The following is a 16,209-nucleotide window of genomic DNA, read 5'->3' as shown; positions in this document are numbered from 1 at the left end:
ATGTTCACAGGCATCGTCCAGGCCACCGCGCGCATCGCCGCCATCGACGACCGCGCCGGCCTGCGCACCTTCACCCTCGAATTCCCCGCTGGCTTCTGCCAGGACCTCGCCATCGGCGCCAGCGTGGCGACGGACGGCGTGTGCCTCACGGTGACCGAGATCCTCTCGCCCACGCGCGCCACGTTCGACGTGATGCTGCAAAGCCTGAACATCACCACGCTGGGCAGCTATGCCGTGGGCGACCGCGTGAACGTAGAGCGCGCCGCCAAGGACGGTGCCGAGATCGGTGGCCACCCGCTGTCGGGCCACGTGGATTTCACCGGCACGCTCGTGGAGCGCCGCGAACTGGAGAACAACCTTGTCTGGCGCGTGGCCGTGCCCGAGGCGTTTCGGCGCTACGTGTTTGCCAAGGGCTACATCGCCCTCCACGGCGCCAGCCTCACCGTGGCCGAGGTGGACCGCGCCGAGGGCTGGTTCGAGGTCTGGCTGATCCCCGAGACGCGCCGCGCCACCGTGTTCGAGGGCGTGCAGGTGGGCGACCGCCTGAACATCGAGATCGAGCGCAGCACCCAGGTGGTGGTGGATACCGTGCGCGAAGCGGTGCAGGAAAGCCTGGGCCGCCTGGCGCCGGTGCTGGAGGGGCTGCTGAAAGAGAAGGGCCTGTCGCTGGACGACTACCTTCCGCACCCGTCCAGGGCCCTGCCGCCGCAGCGATGACCGGCGCGCCGCGCGCCCTCACGCCGGCCGACCTGCCCGCGTTGCTGGCGGTGCAGCGCGCCTGCTACGGCGACGCCTACGTCGAAAGCGCCGAGGTGTTTGCCCGCCGCCTGGCCAGCCCCGCCAATTGCTCGCTGGTGCTGGAGCATGAGGGGCGCGTGGCCGCCTACCTGGCGGCCTACCACTCGCTGCTGGGCAAGGTCACGCCGCTGCACGGCGACTTCGATGCCGTGCCGGCGCCCGACACCCTGTACCTGCACGACATGGCGGTGCTGCCCGCCTGCGCCGGCCGGGGCCTGGCGCGTGCGTTGCTCACGCGGCTGCTGCCGCGGGCCCGCGCGGCGGGGCTGCGCCACACGGCGCTGGTGTCGGTGCAGGGCTCGCAAGCCTACTGGGCGCGCCAGGGCTATGCCGCGCACTTGGTGCAGGACGCCGCGCAGCAGCGCCACCTGGACAGCTACGGCGCTGGCGCGGTGTACATGGCGCAGGCACTGTAAAAACGATAGCTGTTAGCGCTTGCCATCAAAGGGTTTCAGCATGTTTTGTGCCTGAAAGCCCCATGCGGCAAGCGCGACCAGCTATCTTTTTAATTGCCTCCGAAGCCTAGAACTGCAGGTCCGCGCGCAGCCATAGCGTGCGGCCGGGTTCGTTGATGCGCACGCCGCCCGGGTAGCCGAAGCCGGCGTTGCCCGCCAGGTTCAGGTGCTCGGCGTAGTTCTTGTCCAGCAGGTTGTCCACCCCTGCGGCAAGCTTCAGCTGCGCGTTGATGCGGTAGCCCGCGTGCAGCGACAGCACGCCGAAGCCGGCGCTCGCGCCCAGGTCGCGGCCCACCACGTTGCCCTGGCCGTTGGCATGGCGGTGCTGCGCGGCCACCAGGCGCCACAGGCCGCCGGCGCTCCACGGGCCCTGGGCGTATTCCAGGCCCAGGCGCGCCTCCAGCGGCGGCATCTGCGGCAGCGGGCGGCCTTCACTGGTGTTGCGGCCCCAGCTGTAGGCCAGCGTGCCCTGCGCCGTCCACGCCGTGCCCAGGCGCTGGCTGGCGCCCAACTCCAGCCCGGCGGTGCGGGCGTCGACGTTGCGCACGGCCGATTTCATGCCGGTGTAGTCGAACAGGATGTAGTCGCGCACCACGCCCACATAGGCCGAGGTCCACAGCTGCCAGTCCGCGCCCTTCCACTGCGCGCCCATGTCCAGCTGCGTGGTCTTCTCGGGGCGCAGCGTGGCGAAGGCGTTGCCGGCGCTGGCCGCGCTGTTGCCGGGGGAGATCAGCTCCCAGTAGTCCGGAAAGCGCTGCACGTGCCCCAGGCCCGCGTAGACCAGCGCGCCCTGCGGCGCCAGCGTGCGTTCCCAGCGCACGAAGCCGCTGGGCATGGCCGAGCGCGTGCGGTGGTCCGCGCCGGCCGCCGGGGCCATGCCGCCCATGCCGCTCGGGGCAGGGTAGCGCCAGGCCTCGGCGCGGTCCAGGCGCAGGCCGCCCACCCAGCGCGTGTCGGCCTGGGCCTGCCATGACAGCTCGGCAAATGCGCCCAGGTTCTCGAACTTGGCGTCGCGCATCCAGGGCTTGCTGTCGTAGGGCACGCTGGGCGTGCCGCTGCGCTTGTCGTGCGGGCTGCGCTGCGCGTCCAGGCCCGTCTCCAGCTGCCAGTCGGGCTGCCACTGCAGCGTGGCGGCCACGCGCGCGCCCTCGGTGGTGCGCCGCACGTTGCTGGCCATGGGCATGGACATGCTGCCGCCAGGCTGGAAGGTGCGCAGCGTGAAGTTGTCCATCACGTGGTCGGCGCGGTTGCCGTAGACCTGTGCCTGCAGCTTGGCCAGCCAGGGTGTGAGGTGGCGTTTCTCAAAGCGCAGGCCCCAGCTCTCGCGCTTGAACTGTGTGCCGTCCATGCCGCGCCCGCCGTAGCGCGCCTCGCCGTCGCCCGTGCCGGCGCTCAGCTCCAGCAGCGTGTCGGCGTCGGGCGTGAAGCCCAGCGCCACGTCGGTGTTCCATTTGTCCCAGGCCGAGGGCACGCGCCGTCCGTCGCCGTCCTTGTAGTCCTGGCCGTGGGAATGGTTGGCGGTCACGCGCACGTACACCTGCGCGTTGCCGGCCTGAAAGTCCACGTTCTGGTCGTTGCGCCCGGCGCTGGCGCCCAGCAGGCTGGCGCTGAGGCGCACGCCGGGTTCGGTGAAGTCAGGGCGCTCGCGGTCAAAGCGCACCACGCCGGCCGAGGTGCCCGGCCCCCAGACGACGGTCTGCGGCCCCTTGACGACGGTGAGCGTGTCGTAGGTCTCGGGCGAGATGTAGGAGCTGGGCGCGTCCATGCGCCCCGGGCAGGCGCCCAGCAGCTGCGTGCCGTTGGTCAGCAGCGGCAGGCGCGAGCCGAACTGGCCGCGGAACACCGGGTCGCCGTTGGAGCCACCGCTGCGGATGGCCGAGAAGCCCGGGATGGTCTTGAGGTAGTCGGCCGCGTCGCTGGCCGGCACGGGCTGGCGCGGCTGCTTGGGGTCGGCCACCACCTGCACGGGCGAGTGGTCGTGCACGGCCGTGACGACCACGTCGCGCAGCGTGTGCTCGGGGGCCGCGGCCGCGTTGTTCACGGCGTCGTTCGCGGCCAGGGCCGGGCCTGCCAGCAGCAGCGCGCAGGCCAGCGCGCAGGGGGTGAGGTGCGAGGACAGGGGCGCGCACCGCAAGGCAGGCGCGCGGAAGGAATATGCAGTCATGAGAAATCCACGCCCGGCGCTGCTCGGCCGCGGGGGCGGCAGATCAGCGCGCAGGCAAACAACGGAAGGCGCCAGCCCCATGGGCCGGCGGGTGGTTGCAGTCAGGCGTGGGTGGAAGGCGGGCCGCGCGGGGGCAGCGGCGCCTGGGCGCGCCAGGCCGCCACGGCCGGCGCGCGGCTGCGCTGTGCGGGGTGCACGTGCGGGGCGGGCGGGCGCAGGGCGGCCAGCGTCAGCGCCGGCGGTGTGGCCAGGGCAATGCACAGCAGGCAGCCGGGGTCGGCATGGTGGCTGTCGTGCGCAGCCGGGTCGGCGTGCGGCGCGGGGCCACCCGCGGGTGCGGCGAAGCAGACGTCCAGGTGCGCCAGGTCGACTGCCGGCAGCGCCTGGCGCACCTGCACGTTGGCCCACAGCGCCACCAGCCACGCACACACGAACACCGCGAGGACCGCGGAGCCCAGGCGTCGGTGGTGGCGAATGCGCTGCAGCATGGGGTGGGGATTATCCCGAGCGCTGCGCGTTCGGGGCGCGCCGGAACTTGACCCAGCGCAAGCCGTCAGAAAGTGTCCACATGCGCTGGTGATAATCGCGGCTATGCCAAACCGCTGGAAACCCAACGTCACCGTGGCCGCCATCGTCGAGCGCGAGGGCCGCTTTCTGTTCGTCGAGGAAGACACGGCCGACGGGCTGCGGCTGAACAACCCCGCGGGCCACCTGGACCCGGGAGAGTCGCCCATCCAGGCCTGCGTGCGCGAGGTGCTGGAGGAGACGGCCTACGACTTCGAGCCCACGGCGCTGGTGGGCGTGTACCTGAACCGCTTCACGCGCACGCGCACGGGGGATGACATCACCTACCTGCGCTTTGCGTTTGCGGGCAATGTGGGCGCGCACCACGCCTGGCGGTCGCTGGACGACGGCATCCTGCGCGCCGTGTGGCTCACCCCCGAGGAGCTGCGCAGCTGCAGCGCGCGCCACCGCAGCCCGCTGGTGCTGCAGTGCGTCGAGGATTACCTGGCCGGCCGGCGCGCGCCGCTGGACTTGATCCACACCGACGCCAGCGTGCTGCGGACGCCGGGCTGAGGATCAGGGCGCTGGGCTTGGCTCGCAGCGCCAGCCAAGCCAGCAGACGCCGTGGCGCGGGCTTGGCACGGTCACTGGCCGTCGCCCCTCCTTCCGCAAAGCGAGAGCAGGGGGATGCGGCGCAGCTGCTCATGGGGAGGTCACTGCGCGGTGATCTTGCGCTCGCGCACGATGGCGCCCCACTGGTCGTATTCCTTCTTCATGAAGCTGGCGAGCTCGGCGCGCGTGGTGGGGTGGGGCGACAGGCCGTGCTTGTTCAGGGCCTCCTTCACGCCGGCGTCGTTGAGCGCCTTCACGATCTCCTTGTTCCAGCGCTCCAGCAGCGGCGCGGGCGTCTTGCCCGAGGCCACGAAGGCGTACCAGTTCAGCGCCTGAAAGCCCGGGAAGCCCGATTCCGCCACCGTGGGGATGTTCGGCAGGTAGGCCGGGCGCGTCAGGCCCGTGGTGGCCAGCGGGATCAGCTTGCCCGCCTCCACGTGCGGCATGGCGGTGGGCGGCGCGGCGAAGTAGCTGGTCACGCGCTCGCCCAGCAGGTCCTGCAGCGCGGGGGCGCCGCCCTTGTAGGGCACGTGGACCATGTCGATGCCGGCGCGCTGGTTGAATAGCTCGCCCGCCAGGTGCGAGGCCGAGCCCGCGCCGGTGGAGGCATAGTCCACGCTGCCGGGCTTGGCCTTGGACAGTTGCACGAACTCGGCCAGGGTCTTCACGCCCGCGCCCTTGTGCACCACCAGCACGTTGGGGAAGTACACCCCGCCCGAGATCGGCGCCAGGTCCTTGAACGGGTCGTAGGGCAGCTTCATGAGGTGCGGCGCGATGGTCAGCGGACCCACCGAGCCGAACAGCAGCACCGTGCCATCCGAAACGCCCGCGGCCACCTGCTGGTGGGCGATGTTGCCGCCCGCGCCGCCCTTGTTCTCCACCACCACGGACTGGCCGATGTTCTCGGCCAGCTTCTTGGCGATCAGGCGGGCCGCCGCGTCGGCTGCGCCCCCGGGCGCAAAGCCCACGACCAGCGTGACCGGCTTGGCCGGCGGAAAGTCCTGCGCCAGTGCCGGGCCGGCCCAGGCGACGGAGGTGAGGGCCACGGCGGCGGCCTGGATCAGGGTGCGTTTTTTCATGGCGAGGCTCCTTTAGTCGTTGTAAGTCAAATGTTGCTCTAGCGCTTATCCATCAAGCGCTAACAGCTATGGTTTTAGAAGCAATCAATCGCTGCCCAGCCCGATAGGGTTGGGCTGGCGCTTTTCGGTGGTGTGGCGCAGCAGCGCGGCGGTGCGGAACACGCCGTGGGCGAACTTGCCGTAGGGCAGCGTGGCAAAGAGGGCCATCACCGCGCCCAGGTGCAGGCACAGCACCAGGGCCAGCGCGGGCGCGGCCGACGGGGTGATGCGCACCAGCCACAGCGCCAGGCCGCTGGCGGCCACCAGGAACAGCAGGGCGATGAAGCCCAGGTCCATGGGCTTTTGCGCGGCGTCGCCGTGTGCGGGGTGGCGCGTGCGGTTCAGGTACCACAGGCCGATCGTGCCCAGCACCAGCATCACGCCGCCCGCCACGCCCAGCAGTTTGGGAATGCTGGGTGCCTCGTAGGGCGCCGGCCAGCCGAAAACGTAGTGGTACACCGTGGCCAGCGAGGTCGCGGCAAAGCACAGCAGGAAGCCGTAGAACGTGAGGTGGTGCGCGCGGCGGCGCTTGAGGGTGTAGGCGTCGTCCTCGTTGTGGCAGCCGTCGCCATGGCCGCCGTCCAGGTACTTCAGGCGCAGCACGTCGTGCGCGGCCTCGGTGGCGGCGGGGGCGCTCACGTCGGCGCCGCTGGTGGCGGGCTTCACGTCCTTCCAGAAGCGGCGCACGCCCATGGACAAGGCCAACACCACGAACAGGAACACCGGCGCGAACAGGCCCACCAGCAGGTTGTGCGGGAACAGGCGGTAGAAGTTGCCGCCCAGGTCCGCGCCCCACAGCGCGCCGAGCCCGCCGCCCTGCAGCGCGGCGCCCAGCACCAGGAACAGCGTGAGCGCGGCCACGAGGGCCAGCGACAGCGTGAGGCCGTTGCGGCGGTACAGCCGGCCCAGCGCGGGCGGCCAGGCGTAGTCGGCGTAGGTCTGGCCGCGCACCTGGGCCATGGCCTGCGGGATGTTCACGGCGAATTCGTGCGGCGGCGCGTACTGGCACGCGTGCAGGCAGGCGCCGCAGTTGTGGCACAGGTTGGCCAGGTAGTGCACGTCGGCCTGGGTGAAGTCCAGGCGGCGCGTCATGGCCGGGAACACGGCGCAAAAGCCCTCGCAGTAGCGGCAGGCGTTGCAGATCTGCATCTGCCGCGCCACCTCGGTCTCGGCGGCGCTCTGCGCCGGCGCGGGCACGATGGGAATCACGCGGGCGGGCCCGCCCTGGGCCAGGCCTATCGCTTCGTCGGTCAGGGATTTCAGGGTTTGCATGGTGTTCAGCCCTCGTCGTTCACCGCGCCGTGCGCGGCAGCCTGGCCCGCGGCGGCCAGCGCGGCGTTGCGCCCGGCGATGCGGCCGAAGGCCGTGCCGATCGACATGCCCACGCCGGCGGTGTAGCCCTTGCCCAGCACGTTGCCGGCCATCATTTCGCCCGCCACGAACAGGTTGCGGCTGGGTTGGTCGGCGAAGCGCACGGCGGCGGTGTCGTCGGTGTGCAGGCCCAGGTAGGTGAAGGTGACGCCGGGCTTGAGCGCGTAGCCGTAGAACGGCGCGGTGTCGATGGGCCGCGCCCAGTGGGTCTTGGCGGGCGCCAGGCCCTCGGTATGGCAGTCGTCCAGCGTGGTGTGGTCGAACTGGCCCATGCGGCAGGCGGCGTGGTAGGCGTTCAGCGTCTGCATGAAGGTCTCTGCGGGCAGGCCGAGCTTTTCGGCCAGCGCGGGCAGGCTGTCGGCCTTCACCCCGGGGAATACCGGCGGCATGAAACGGCCGATGGCCTTGCTGTCGATGATGGAGTAGCCGATCTGCCCCGGCTGCTGCGCCACCAGGCGCCCCCAGATGGCATAGCGCTTGGGCCAGAAGTCTTCGCCCTCGTCGTAGAAGCGCTCGCCCTCGCGGTTGACCACCACGCCCAGCGAAACGCAGTCGATGCGCGTGCAGATGCCGCCGTCGTACAGCGGCGCGCGTGCGTCGATGGCCACCATGTGCGCCTGCGTGGGGTCGCCGATGCGGTCGGCGCCGTGGTCGTCGAGCAGGTGCTTCAGCAGCACGCCGCGGTTGTAGGCCGTGCCACGGATCAGGAAGTTGTCGGCCGGCCACTCGCCGCGCGCGTTCTGGCCCCAGGCCTCGCGCAGCCATTCGCGGTTGGACTCGAAGCCGCCGGCGGCCAGCACGCAGCTCTTGCCGGTGATGCGCTGGCCCTTCACCCAGGCGGCCTGGAAGGTGCCGTTCTCGATCTCGATGCGCTCCACGGGCGATTCGTAGCGCACCTGCACGCCCAGCGCCTCGGCGCTGCGGTAGTAGGCATTCACCAGCGCCTTGCCGCCGCCCATGAAGAAGGCATTGGTGCGCGCCACGTGCAGCGTGCCGGCCAGCGCGGGCTGAAAGTGCACCCCGTGGCGGCGCATCCAGGGGCGGCAGGTGCTGGACGCGCGGATCACCAGGCGCGCCAGGTGCTCGTTGGTCTGGCCGCCGGTCACCTTCAGCAGGTCCTGCCAGTACTCTTCTTCAGGGTAGGCATCGACCAGCACGTCCTGCGGCGCGTCGTGCATGCAGCGCAGGTTGCGGGTGTGGGCGGAGTTGCCGCCGCGCCAGGCGCGCGGGGCCGATTCCAGCAGCAGCACGCGGCTGCCGGCCTCGCGGGCCATCAGCGCGGCGCACAGGGCGGCGTTGCCGCCGCCGATGACCAGGACATCGGTGTCCATCGGGGGAGATTGCATAGATTTCGCTCGTGGAGGCGCACCCGGTAGGGGCGAGGGGCGCAGCAGTCGAGCGTGGACTGTAGGCAGCGGCCCGCCAGCCGTGCAGCCGCGGGCGGGTATGGGGGTATCACGAACGGTGATGGCTGCGCGCCCGGGCGCGACGCCCGAAAGCAGCCGCTACGGGGCGGGAACCCCTGCCGGTGCCTGCGCAAGCAGTGAGGTGCCGATCCAGCGGCCCTCGGTGACCAGACCGCGGGCACAGTCCAGCAGCACCACGCGTGCAGCCAGTGCGGCGGGGGACAGCTCTTCGTCCGGCAGGCTGCACAGCAGGTTCACGCGCCGCGCCGGTGCGCCCGTGAGGCGCGCGCACTGAAAGCGCGTGGCCGCGTCCGGGTAGCGGCCCAGTGCCGCCCAGGGCTGCAGCGTGGAGCCCAGACCGGCGTCTACCGCGGCCATCACCATGGCCAGCGAGTCCACTTCCAGCACCACATGCGGCGCGATGCCCGCGCTGGCAAAGGCCGTGTCCAGCGTGCTGCGCAGGCCGTGCGGGCCGGTGGGCAGGATGAGCGGCTCCTCGCGCAGCTCAGTGATCGCCACCTCGGCGGCCAGGCGCGGGGCGGCGGCGCCGCGCATCAGGAACAGGTCTTCTTCCAGCAGCGGCTGGATTTGCCAGCGCTGGGTGCGTCCGGCCAGTTGCGCCTGGTGCAGGCGCGAGTCGAACAGCACGGCCAGGTCCAGCTCGCGCGCATGCAGCATGGCCGAGAGGTGGCCCGACATGCCCTCCACCATGTGCAGCCGCACGTCGGGGTAGCGCGCGCGCATGGCCTGCATCAGCGGCAGCCCCAGCAGCGCCGAGGTGGTGGGCGCCAGGCCCACGGTGACGGTGCCCGACAGCCGCGCCTGCTGGGCGGCGCGCACCGCCTGCTCGGCATGGCGCAGGGTGAGCTGCGCCTCGCGAAAGAACGCGGCCCCGGCCTCGGTGGGGGCCACGCCGCGCGGCGTGCGGTGCAGCAGGCGCGTGGCCAGCTCGCCCTCCAGCCGGGTGATCTGCTGGCTCAGCGCGGACTGCACCAGGTTCAGGTCCAACGCGGCGCGGCTCATGGAGCCCAGCTCCACCACCCGCACGAAATATCGCAATTGCCGCAGTTCCATCGTCTCCAACACCCGGTTGACCCCAGGCGCCGCCCGGCCGGGGTGGGCTGGGATAATCGCACACCTATGAAACATGCCCCCCACGCTCCTCACTTCGTGTGGTCGCTGCCCCCCAGAGGGGCCGCTTTTCCTCTTGGGGCGGCCGGGCGATGAAAAAACACCGGGTCGTGGTGGGCCTGTCGGGGGGCGTGGACTCCGCCGTCACGGCGCACCTTCTCAAGCAGCAGGGCCATGAGGTGGTCGGCATCTTCATGAAGAACTGGGAAGATGACGACGACAGCGAGTTCTGCTCCAGCCGCCAGGACTTCCTGGACGCGGCCAGCGTGGCCGACGTGATCGGCATCGAGATCGAGCACGTCAACTTTGCCGCCGAGTACAAGGACCGGGTGTTCGCCGAGTTCCTGCGCGAATACCAGGCCGGCCGCACGCCCAACCCGGACGTACTGTGCAACGCCGAGATCAAGTTCAAGGCCTTCCTGGACCACGCCATGCGCCTGGGCGCCGAGAAGATCGCCACCGGCCACTACGCGCGCGTGCGGCAGAACCCGGCCACGGGCCTGTTCGAGCTGCTCAAGGGGTTGGACCCGTCCAAGGACCAGAGCTACTTTCTGCACCGCCTGAACCAGGCGCAGCTGTCCAAGACGCTGTTCCCCGTGGGCGAGCTGCACAAGACCGAGGTGCGCCGCATCGCTGCCGACATCGGCCTGCCCAACGCCAAGAAGAAGGACTCCACCGGCATCTGCTTCATCGGCGAGCGACCGTTCCGCGAGTTCCTCAACCGCTACATCCAGCATGCACCCGGCCCCATCCTGGACGACCGCGGGCGCAAGCTGGGCCGCCACGTGGGCCTGTCGTTCTACACGCTGGGCCAGCGGCAGGGCTTGGGGATCGGCGGTGTCAAGGAAAAAGGCGCCGGGGCGAAAGCACCGTCTGGCCAGCCGGTGCGCGGCGGCGGCGACCATGCGCCCTGGTTCGTGGCCCGCAAGGAGCTGGAGACGAACACCCTGCGCGTGGTGCAGGGCCACGAGCACCCGTGGCTGCTGTCGCACCGCCTGGATGCGCAGGACGCGAGCTGGATTGCCGGCCATCCGCCCGCAGCAGGCGCCTGCGCCGCCAAGACGCGCTACCGCCAGCAGGACGCCGCCTGCACGGTGCTGGCCGCACAGGGCGACGCCTTCAGCCTGCAGTTCCCCGAGGCGCAGTGGGCCGTGACGCCGGGCCAGTCGGCCGTGCTGTACGACGGTGAGGTGTGCCTGGGCGGTGGGGTGATTGCGGCCGTGAACGGCTGAAAGCCCGCCCCGGGGGGTGTAGGCGGCATCAGGGGATACCCGAATAGCCGGGATGCCGGACCTGCGTCCTTGCTATGGTGTGAAATTGCTTCAGCATCGGTCTCCGGTTTTTTCACGCTGCGTCGCGGGCGGGCTTTCTACAGTCTCGTCCGCGCCGCTCCAGCCGGTTGACCTCCGGTACTGGGCGTGCGAGGCATTTCTCCTTCCAAAACCGGGACAACAACAGGGGGCACAGGCTAAGGTCTGGCAACAAATCTACGACCCACTGGGCAATATGGTCATCTCCACCGCACTGGCCGCGCTGCCAGTGGTGGTCATGCTCGCGGCCTTGGGCTTTTTCCACATCAAGGCGCATATCGCGGCAGGCATGGGCCTGATCACGGCGCTGCTCGTGGCGGTCTTCGTCTACGGCATGCCGGGCGACATGGCCGGCCGTGCGGCGCTGTTCGGTGGTTTCACCGGCCTGCTGCCCATCGGCTGGATCGTGCTGAACATCATCTTCCTGCACCAGCTCACCGAGCAGAACGGCAGCTTCGCCGTGCTGCAGGACTCGCTGTCGGGCATCACGGAAGACCGCCGCATCCAGCTCTTGCTGATCGCCTTTTGCTTCGGCGCGTTCTTTGAAGGCGCGGCCGGCTTCGGCACCCCCGTGGCGGTGACGGCCGCCATCCTCATCGGCCTGGGCTTCTCGCCGCTGGCGGCCTCGGGCCTGTCGCTGATCGCCAATACGGCGCCGGTGGCCTTTGGCGCCCTGGGCACGCCGGTGATCACGCTGGCCAAGGTGCACGGCTACGACCTGATGGAGGTGACGGCCATGATCGGCCGCCAACTGCCCTTCTTCTCGCTGCTGGTGCCGTTCTGGCTGATCTGGGCCTTCGCCGGCCGCAAGGGCATGATGGAAATCTGGCCGGCCATCCTGGTGACGGGTGTGTCCTTCGCCATTCCTCAGTTCCTGGTGTCCAACTACATCGGGCCAGAGCTGGTGGACATCATCGCCGCCATCGTCTCCATGGTCTGCCTGGTGGCCTTCCTGCGCGTGTGGAAGCCCAAGACGGTGTGGACGTCGCCCTCGCTGCGCGGGCATGACCCCAGCGCCGCAGAGGCCAAGCCGCCGCAGCCGGTCAAGCGCCACAGCACCCAGGCGCTGGTGGCCGCCTGGACCCCCTGGGTCATCCTGTCGGTGTTCGTGTTCATCTGGGGCCTGCCCTCGGTCAAGGCCTGGCTCAATGGCATCTTCGCGCCGGCCTTCCCCATGGCCGGGCTGCACAACCTGATCGAGAAGGTGCCGCCTGTGGTGCCCGCGCCGCACAAGGAGGCCGCCGTCTACACGCTGAACCTGCTGTCGGCCACCGGCACGGGCATCCTGCTGTCGGCCGTGGTGAGCGCGCTGGTCATGAAGTACAACCCGGTGGCCATCGTCACCACGTTCTTCCGCACCTTCTGGCTGGTGCGCTACTCGCTGCTCACCATCGTGCTGATGCTGGCGCTGGGTACGCTCACGCGCTATTCGGGCACCGACACCACGCTGGGCCTGGCTTTTGCCAACACCGGCGTGCTGTACCCGTTCTTTGGCACGCTCATGGGCTGGATCGGCGTGGCGCTCACGGGATCGGACACGGCCTCCAACGTGCTCTTCGGCGGCATGCAGAAGGTGGCAGCCGAGCAGCTGGGCCTGTCGCCCAACCTGATGGGCGCAGCCAACAGCTCGGGCGGCGTGATGGGCAAGATGATCGACGCGCAGTCCATCGTCGTGGCCTCCACCGCCACCCGCTGGTTCGACCACGAGGGCGACATCCTGCGCTACGTGTTCTTCCACTCCATCGCGCTGGCCTGCCTGGTGGGCCTGTACGTGACGATGCAGGCCTATGTCTGGCCGTTCTCCCTCATGGTGGTGCACTGATTTGAGTGTTTTCGGGCTGCAGCGCTTGTCCATCCAGCGCGAGCAGCTATCACTGCAATAGCAAACGGGCGCCCTGGGGCGCCCGTTGTGCTTGGTGCGAGGCCGAATCAGAACGGTTCTAAGCACAAGGAACTGTTGATACGCCGTTTTGCCCAATGCCCACGGGCGTCGCTGCGGTATCGCTGGTCGCAAGTGTGGGTTCAGCAGCCAGACGCTTCAAACTCTGCCCAAAATGGGCCTCGGATGGCCGAAGTGTGGGTAGGGTTGGGAGGTGCGTATTCCGACGCTCCCGTAGCACTCCGGTCCAGCGTCTGTTGAGCAACGAGTCCGGCGGCGGTCGATCCGGCACCCAGACATGTTGCGCAGGGCGGGTCAATGGACCGCTTCTGGCTGATCTGAGACGTTCGTGGCGCAGCGCCTGAGCGACCACTTCGGCTAGAACCTGCCACTGAACGCAGGCAACCTCGCCGGCCAGGGAGGGCAGCTGAAATACGACTCTCGGCAGCGCCGCTCCGGTCGGCTCAGGCGGTTGGCTACCCAGCTTCCTTGACGAGCGCAAGGACATCCTTGAACTTCGGATGCTTGCAGTCGTTCAGCCATTCGAAGATCACCATCTCGTGGGTAACGACGGTGGCGCCCGATCCTCCAAGCCGGTGCATCGCAGCGGCATGGTCGGACGGACGGCGCGAGCCGCTGGCGTTCTCCACCACCCAGACCTGCTTGCCCGCCGTTAGCAGACCCAGGACCGTCTGCAGCATGCAGACATGTGCCTCGCAGCCAGCAACGACGACCTGGGTGAAGCCGGGGCGCGCCGCATCCAACAGGCCGACCAGGCCGTCCTGGCAAGCATCGAAATGCGTCTTGGCCAGCGTCTGCGCACAGGCTGAGCGGACCCGCTCATCATTTGGCCCCAGGCCCGGAGGGTTCTGCTCCGTACCCAGGACGGGGATGTCCAGCAAGTGCGCAGCCTTGGCTAACAGCACCGCATTCGCGACGGCCCGTTCCGCGTCATGGATGGCCGGCATCAAGCGCCCCTGGTAGTCGACGAGCACCAGGACGCAATTGGAGGCTGTGATGACGTTCATTTGGGCGCCTTTGCTTTTCTGGCCGCACGGTCAACGAGCTGCGATAGGTACGTCGAGAACAGGTCGACTGATGCTTGCTTGAACATCCTGATCCGGCCGGTGTGGCTCATCACCAGGATGCCGACGATGTGGGCAAACAGCGCCGTTACCTCCTGGAGCGCGACCTTTGACGGCATGCCCAAGGCCTCCAGCTCCGCCTGCGTGGGCTGCAGCGCCTGAAGCAATCGGGAGTTCAGCATGTCATTGAGCTCTGGCGTGAGGCCGCGCGGCTTCATACCTTGGAACAAGTAGAAGCCCAGGTCCAGGTCTCGAGGGTTGGCGAGGTAGAAGTCGAAGAACGCGCCAGCTGCGGCGCGAAGGCGCTCCGCGCCCGTGGGTCCTTTGGCCAGCGCCGCCTGCACATGTTCGTTCAGACGGTCCAGCGACTCCGCGAGCAGCGCGCCATACATCTCCTCCTTGCTGGCGAAGTAGCTATAGATCGCGCCCGGCGTGTACCCCGCACGCTGAGCAATTTCGCGGATGCTGGTCTTCTCCATCCCCAGCTCGAAGAACGCCGACCGCGCGGCGTCCAGCACCAGTTCACGCCGGAGATCAGCAAGCGCCTGGTTGCGCGCCTGACGGGCACCGCTGGGTGCTTTCGCCTTCTTGGCTGCCGGGCGACGGGCAGTGTTGCTGGCTGAGATCATTGGTCAAGTATACGTTGACCAATAAATTGAACGGTGTTTAAACTAAATCGACACCGTTCAACAGGAGACATCATGAACGCCCCTCTCGAAGCCGCAGCGAGCCCCACCCGAGTCAACCTCATGACGGGGGACCAGTACCGTGAGTCACTGCGGGAATACAAGCCCAAGGTCTACGTCGATGGTCGCGAGGTCGAGAGCGTGGCCGACGAGCCGGCCTTCCGCCCCGGAGTCAATGCCCTGGCGTTCACCTACGACTACGCGCTTCGCGAGGAGCTGCAGCCCATCGCACTCGCCACCCAGGGCTCGCGCAACCGCGTCGTCAGCCGGATGCTTCACGTCAACGAGTCGGCCGGCGACCTGCTGAACAAGCTCGAAGCGGTGCGCGTGCTTTGCCAGGAGACCGGCTGCGCGCAGCGCTATCTCGCGCATGACGCGCTGAACGGCATTGCCCAGGTCTCTGCCACCCTCGACGACGCCAAGGGCAGCACCGAGCACCGCGCGCGCTTCGCGGAGTACCTGGCCCACGTTCAGGACAAGGACCTGTCGCTGGGCGTGGCGATGACCGACGCGAAGGGTGACCGCAGCAAGAAGCCGCACCAGCAGGCCAACCCCGACACCTACGTCCACATCGTCGAGCAAAACGGCAAGGGCATCGTCATCAGCGGTACCAAGGCCATCGTGACCGGCGGCCCCTACATGCATGAACTGCTGGTCATGCCGAGCCGCAACATGGGCCCCGAGGACGCGGATTTCGCGGTCTGCTGCGCGGTCCGTTGCGACGCCCCTGGCATCACCATCGTGTCGCGGCCCGCCGGCCGCCCTGGCGAGAGGCTTGAGCACGGCGACGCGCTGTTCTCGCGCAAGTATGGCCAGTCGACCGCGGTCGTCATCTTCGACAAGGTGTTCGTGCCCTGGGACCGTGTGTTCTACGCGGGCGACTGGGAGCACAGCCACGTCCTGACCTACAGCTACGCGACCCACCATCGCCATAGCTGTATTGGCGCGCGTGCTGGCTTCGGTGACCTGCTCATCGGGGCCGGCGCGCTGATGTGCGAGGCCAATGGCCTCGATCCGGCGAAGAAGAGCAACCTGCGCGACCCGATGGTCGAGCTCATCAAGATCACTGAAGGCTTCTACGCTTGCGGCGTGGCGGCCAGCGTCTACGCCACCCGCGACGAGCACAGCGGTTCGTACATGCCGGACCCTGTCTTCAGCAACATCGGCAAGCTGCTGCTGGCGACCCAGATTTACGACATGCACCGCATCGCGCACGAAGTCTCTGGTGGTCTCATCGTGGCGCTGCCTGGCCCGGACGAGGATCACAACCCCGCAACGGCTGCGAAGCTGTCCGAGGTGCTTCAAGCCAGCCCCAACATCCCCTATGACAAGCGCATCCAGACGGCGCGCTTCATCGAAGACCTCACCGCGTCCTACCAGGGCGGCTGGTACTCGATCATCAGCCTGCACGGTGGCGGCTCGCCAGCCGCGATGAAGCAGGAAATCTGGCGCAACTACCCGGTCGGCAGCAAGGTGGAACTGGTCGAGCGCCTGCTCGAGCGCGGTGTCCTCCATGACGAGAACCGTGCCATCACCAAAAACCGCCAGCCCGGCAAGTGCTGCGACACGGGTTGCACCACGCCCGGCCAGCCGGTCATGGTGCCGCTGCCTGTCAGCCCGAAGAACGCTTGAAGCCCGATGCCGCGCCTTTGAAGCGCGGCGTTGTCCCTCTTCTATCGCTCCTGGCGAG

14 protein-coding genes are annotated in these 16,209 nt (G+C 68.8%); 6 read left to right on the top strand and 8 right to left on the bottom strand.

Translation table 11 applies throughout. The features are described 5' to 3' along the window. Nucleotides 1-717, top strand: a complete 717-nt coding sequence (locus PCQ86_RS19425) for a riboflavin synthase subunit alpha (protein WP_270174536.1) — start codon at nucleotides 1-3, stop codon at nucleotides 715-717. After that, nucleotides 714-1,214, top strand: coding sequence for a GNAT family N-acetyltransferase (locus PCQ86_RS19420; RefSeq protein ID WP_270174535.1), 501 nt, complete (start codon nucleotides 714-716; stop codon nucleotides 1,212-1,214). Before PCQ86_RS19425 ends, PCQ86_RS19420 begins: the two co-directional genes overlap by 4 nt. A gap of 106 nt (nucleotides 1,215-1,320) precedes the next feature. Here the strand turns inward: PCQ86_RS19420 and PCQ86_RS19415 are convergent, their stop codons facing one another. Next, nucleotides 1,321-3,417 carry a TonB-dependent copper receptor gene (locus PCQ86_RS19415; RefSeq protein WP_231403331.1) on the bottom strand — a complete coding sequence of 699 codons (2,097 nt, stop codon included), beginning with the start codon at nucleotides 3,415-3,417 and terminating at the stop codon, nucleotides 1,321-1,323. A 101-nt stretch (nucleotides 3,418-3,518) separates the two neighbouring features. Then, entirely contained in the window at nucleotides 3,519-3,905 is a 387-nt protein-coding gene (locus PCQ86_RS19410) for a hypothetical protein (protein WP_041836129.1), read from the bottom strand. 103 nt (nucleotides 3,906-4,008) lie between these two features. On the opposite strand from PCQ86_RS19410, the gene PCQ86_RS19405 reads away from it, so the two are divergent. Further along, nucleotides 4,009-4,494 carry an NUDIX hydrolase gene (locus PCQ86_RS19405; protein WP_047349257.1) on the top strand — a complete coding sequence of 162 codons (486 nt, stop codon included), beginning with the start codon at nucleotides 4,009-4,011 and terminating at the stop codon, nucleotides 4,492-4,494. Between the two features lie 140 nt (nucleotides 4,495-4,634). On the opposite strand, the gene PCQ86_RS19400 is transcribed toward PCQ86_RS19405, so the two are convergent. From PCQ86_RS19400 to PCQ86_RS19385, 4 genes are all read right to left on the bottom strand, one after another. Further along, a complete protein-coding gene (locus tag PCQ86_RS19400) occupies nucleotides 4,635-5,612 on the bottom strand; it encodes a Bug family tripartite tricarboxylate transporter substrate binding protein (RefSeq protein ID WP_011807153.1) in 978 nt (325 codons plus the stop codon). Between the two features lie 84 nt (nucleotides 5,613-5,696). Then, on the bottom strand, nucleotides 5,697-6,923 hold the full coding sequence (gene tcuB / locus PCQ86_RS19395) for a tricarballylate utilization 4Fe-4S protein TcuB (protein WP_011807152.1): 1,227 nt from the start codon (nucleotides 6,921-6,923) through the stop codon (nucleotides 5,697-5,699). A gap of 5 nt (nucleotides 6,924-6,928) precedes the next feature. Further along, a complete protein-coding gene (gene tcuA, locus PCQ86_RS19390) occupies nucleotides 6,929-8,353 on the bottom strand; it encodes an FAD-dependent tricarballylate dehydrogenase TcuA (RefSeq protein WP_442874562.1) in 1,425 nt (474 codons plus the stop codon). A 174-nt stretch (nucleotides 8,354-8,527) separates the two neighbouring features. Continuing rightward, the gene (locus PCQ86_RS19385; protein ID WP_088888058.1) at nucleotides 8,528-9,502 is read right to left on the bottom strand and encodes a LysR substrate-binding domain-containing protein; all 975 of its coding nucleotides are present in this window, start codon (nucleotides 9,500-9,502) and stop codon (nucleotides 8,528-8,530) included. Nucleotides 9,503-9,651: 149 nt separating this feature from the next. Here PCQ86_RS19385 and mnmA point away from each other — a divergent pair, with 149 nt between their 5' ends. Both mnmA and PCQ86_RS19375 read left to right on the top strand, forming a co-directional pair. Further along, the gene (gene mnmA, locus PCQ86_RS19380) at nucleotides 9,652-10,791 is read left to right on the top strand and encodes a tRNA 2-thiouridine(34) synthase MnmA (protein ID WP_270174533.1); all 1,140 of its coding nucleotides are present in this window, start codon (nucleotides 9,652-9,654) and stop codon (nucleotides 10,789-10,791) included. Nucleotides 10,792-11,044: 253 nt separating this feature from the next. Continuing rightward, entirely contained in the window at nucleotides 11,045-12,691 is a 1,647-nt protein-coding gene (locus PCQ86_RS19375) for an L-lactate permease (RefSeq protein ID WP_270175468.1), read from the top strand. Between the two features lie 533 nt (nucleotides 12,692-13,224). Here PCQ86_RS19375 and PCQ86_RS19370 read toward each other — a convergent pair. Both PCQ86_RS19370 and PCQ86_RS19365 read right to left on the bottom strand, forming a co-directional pair. Then, nucleotides 13,225-13,776 (bottom strand): isochorismatase family protein, encoded by a 552-nt coding sequence (locus PCQ86_RS19370; protein WP_270174532.1) that lies wholly within the window; start codon nucleotides 13,774-13,776, stop codon nucleotides 13,225-13,227. Then, nucleotides 13,773-14,462: a TetR/AcrR family transcriptional regulator gene (locus PCQ86_RS19365; protein WP_270174531.1), complete on the bottom strand. Its 690-nt coding sequence runs from the start codon at nucleotides 14,460-14,462 to the stop codon at nucleotides 13,773-13,775. Before PCQ86_RS19365 ends, PCQ86_RS19370 begins: the two co-directional genes overlap by 4 nt. Nucleotides 14,463-14,534: 72 nt before the next feature. Between PCQ86_RS19365 and PCQ86_RS19360 the strand changes: the two genes are divergently transcribed. Further along, a complete protein-coding gene (locus PCQ86_RS19360; RefSeq protein WP_270174530.1) occupies nucleotides 14,535-16,151 on the top strand; it encodes a 4-hydroxyphenylacetate 3-hydroxylase family protein in 1,617 nt (538 codons plus the stop codon). The last annotated feature ends 58 nt before the right edge of the window (nucleotides 16,152-16,209 follow it).

Origin of the sequence: Diaphorobacter sp. ED-3 (genome assembly GCF_027625375.1) — a bacterium.
GTDB lineage: Bacteria > Pseudomonadota > Gammaproteobacteria > Burkholderiales > Burkholderiaceae_C > Diaphorobacter > Diaphorobacter nitroreducens.
The sequence above is the reverse complement of the archived record's forward strand: the minus strand, read 5'-3'. Positions and strand labels throughout refer to the sequence as shown.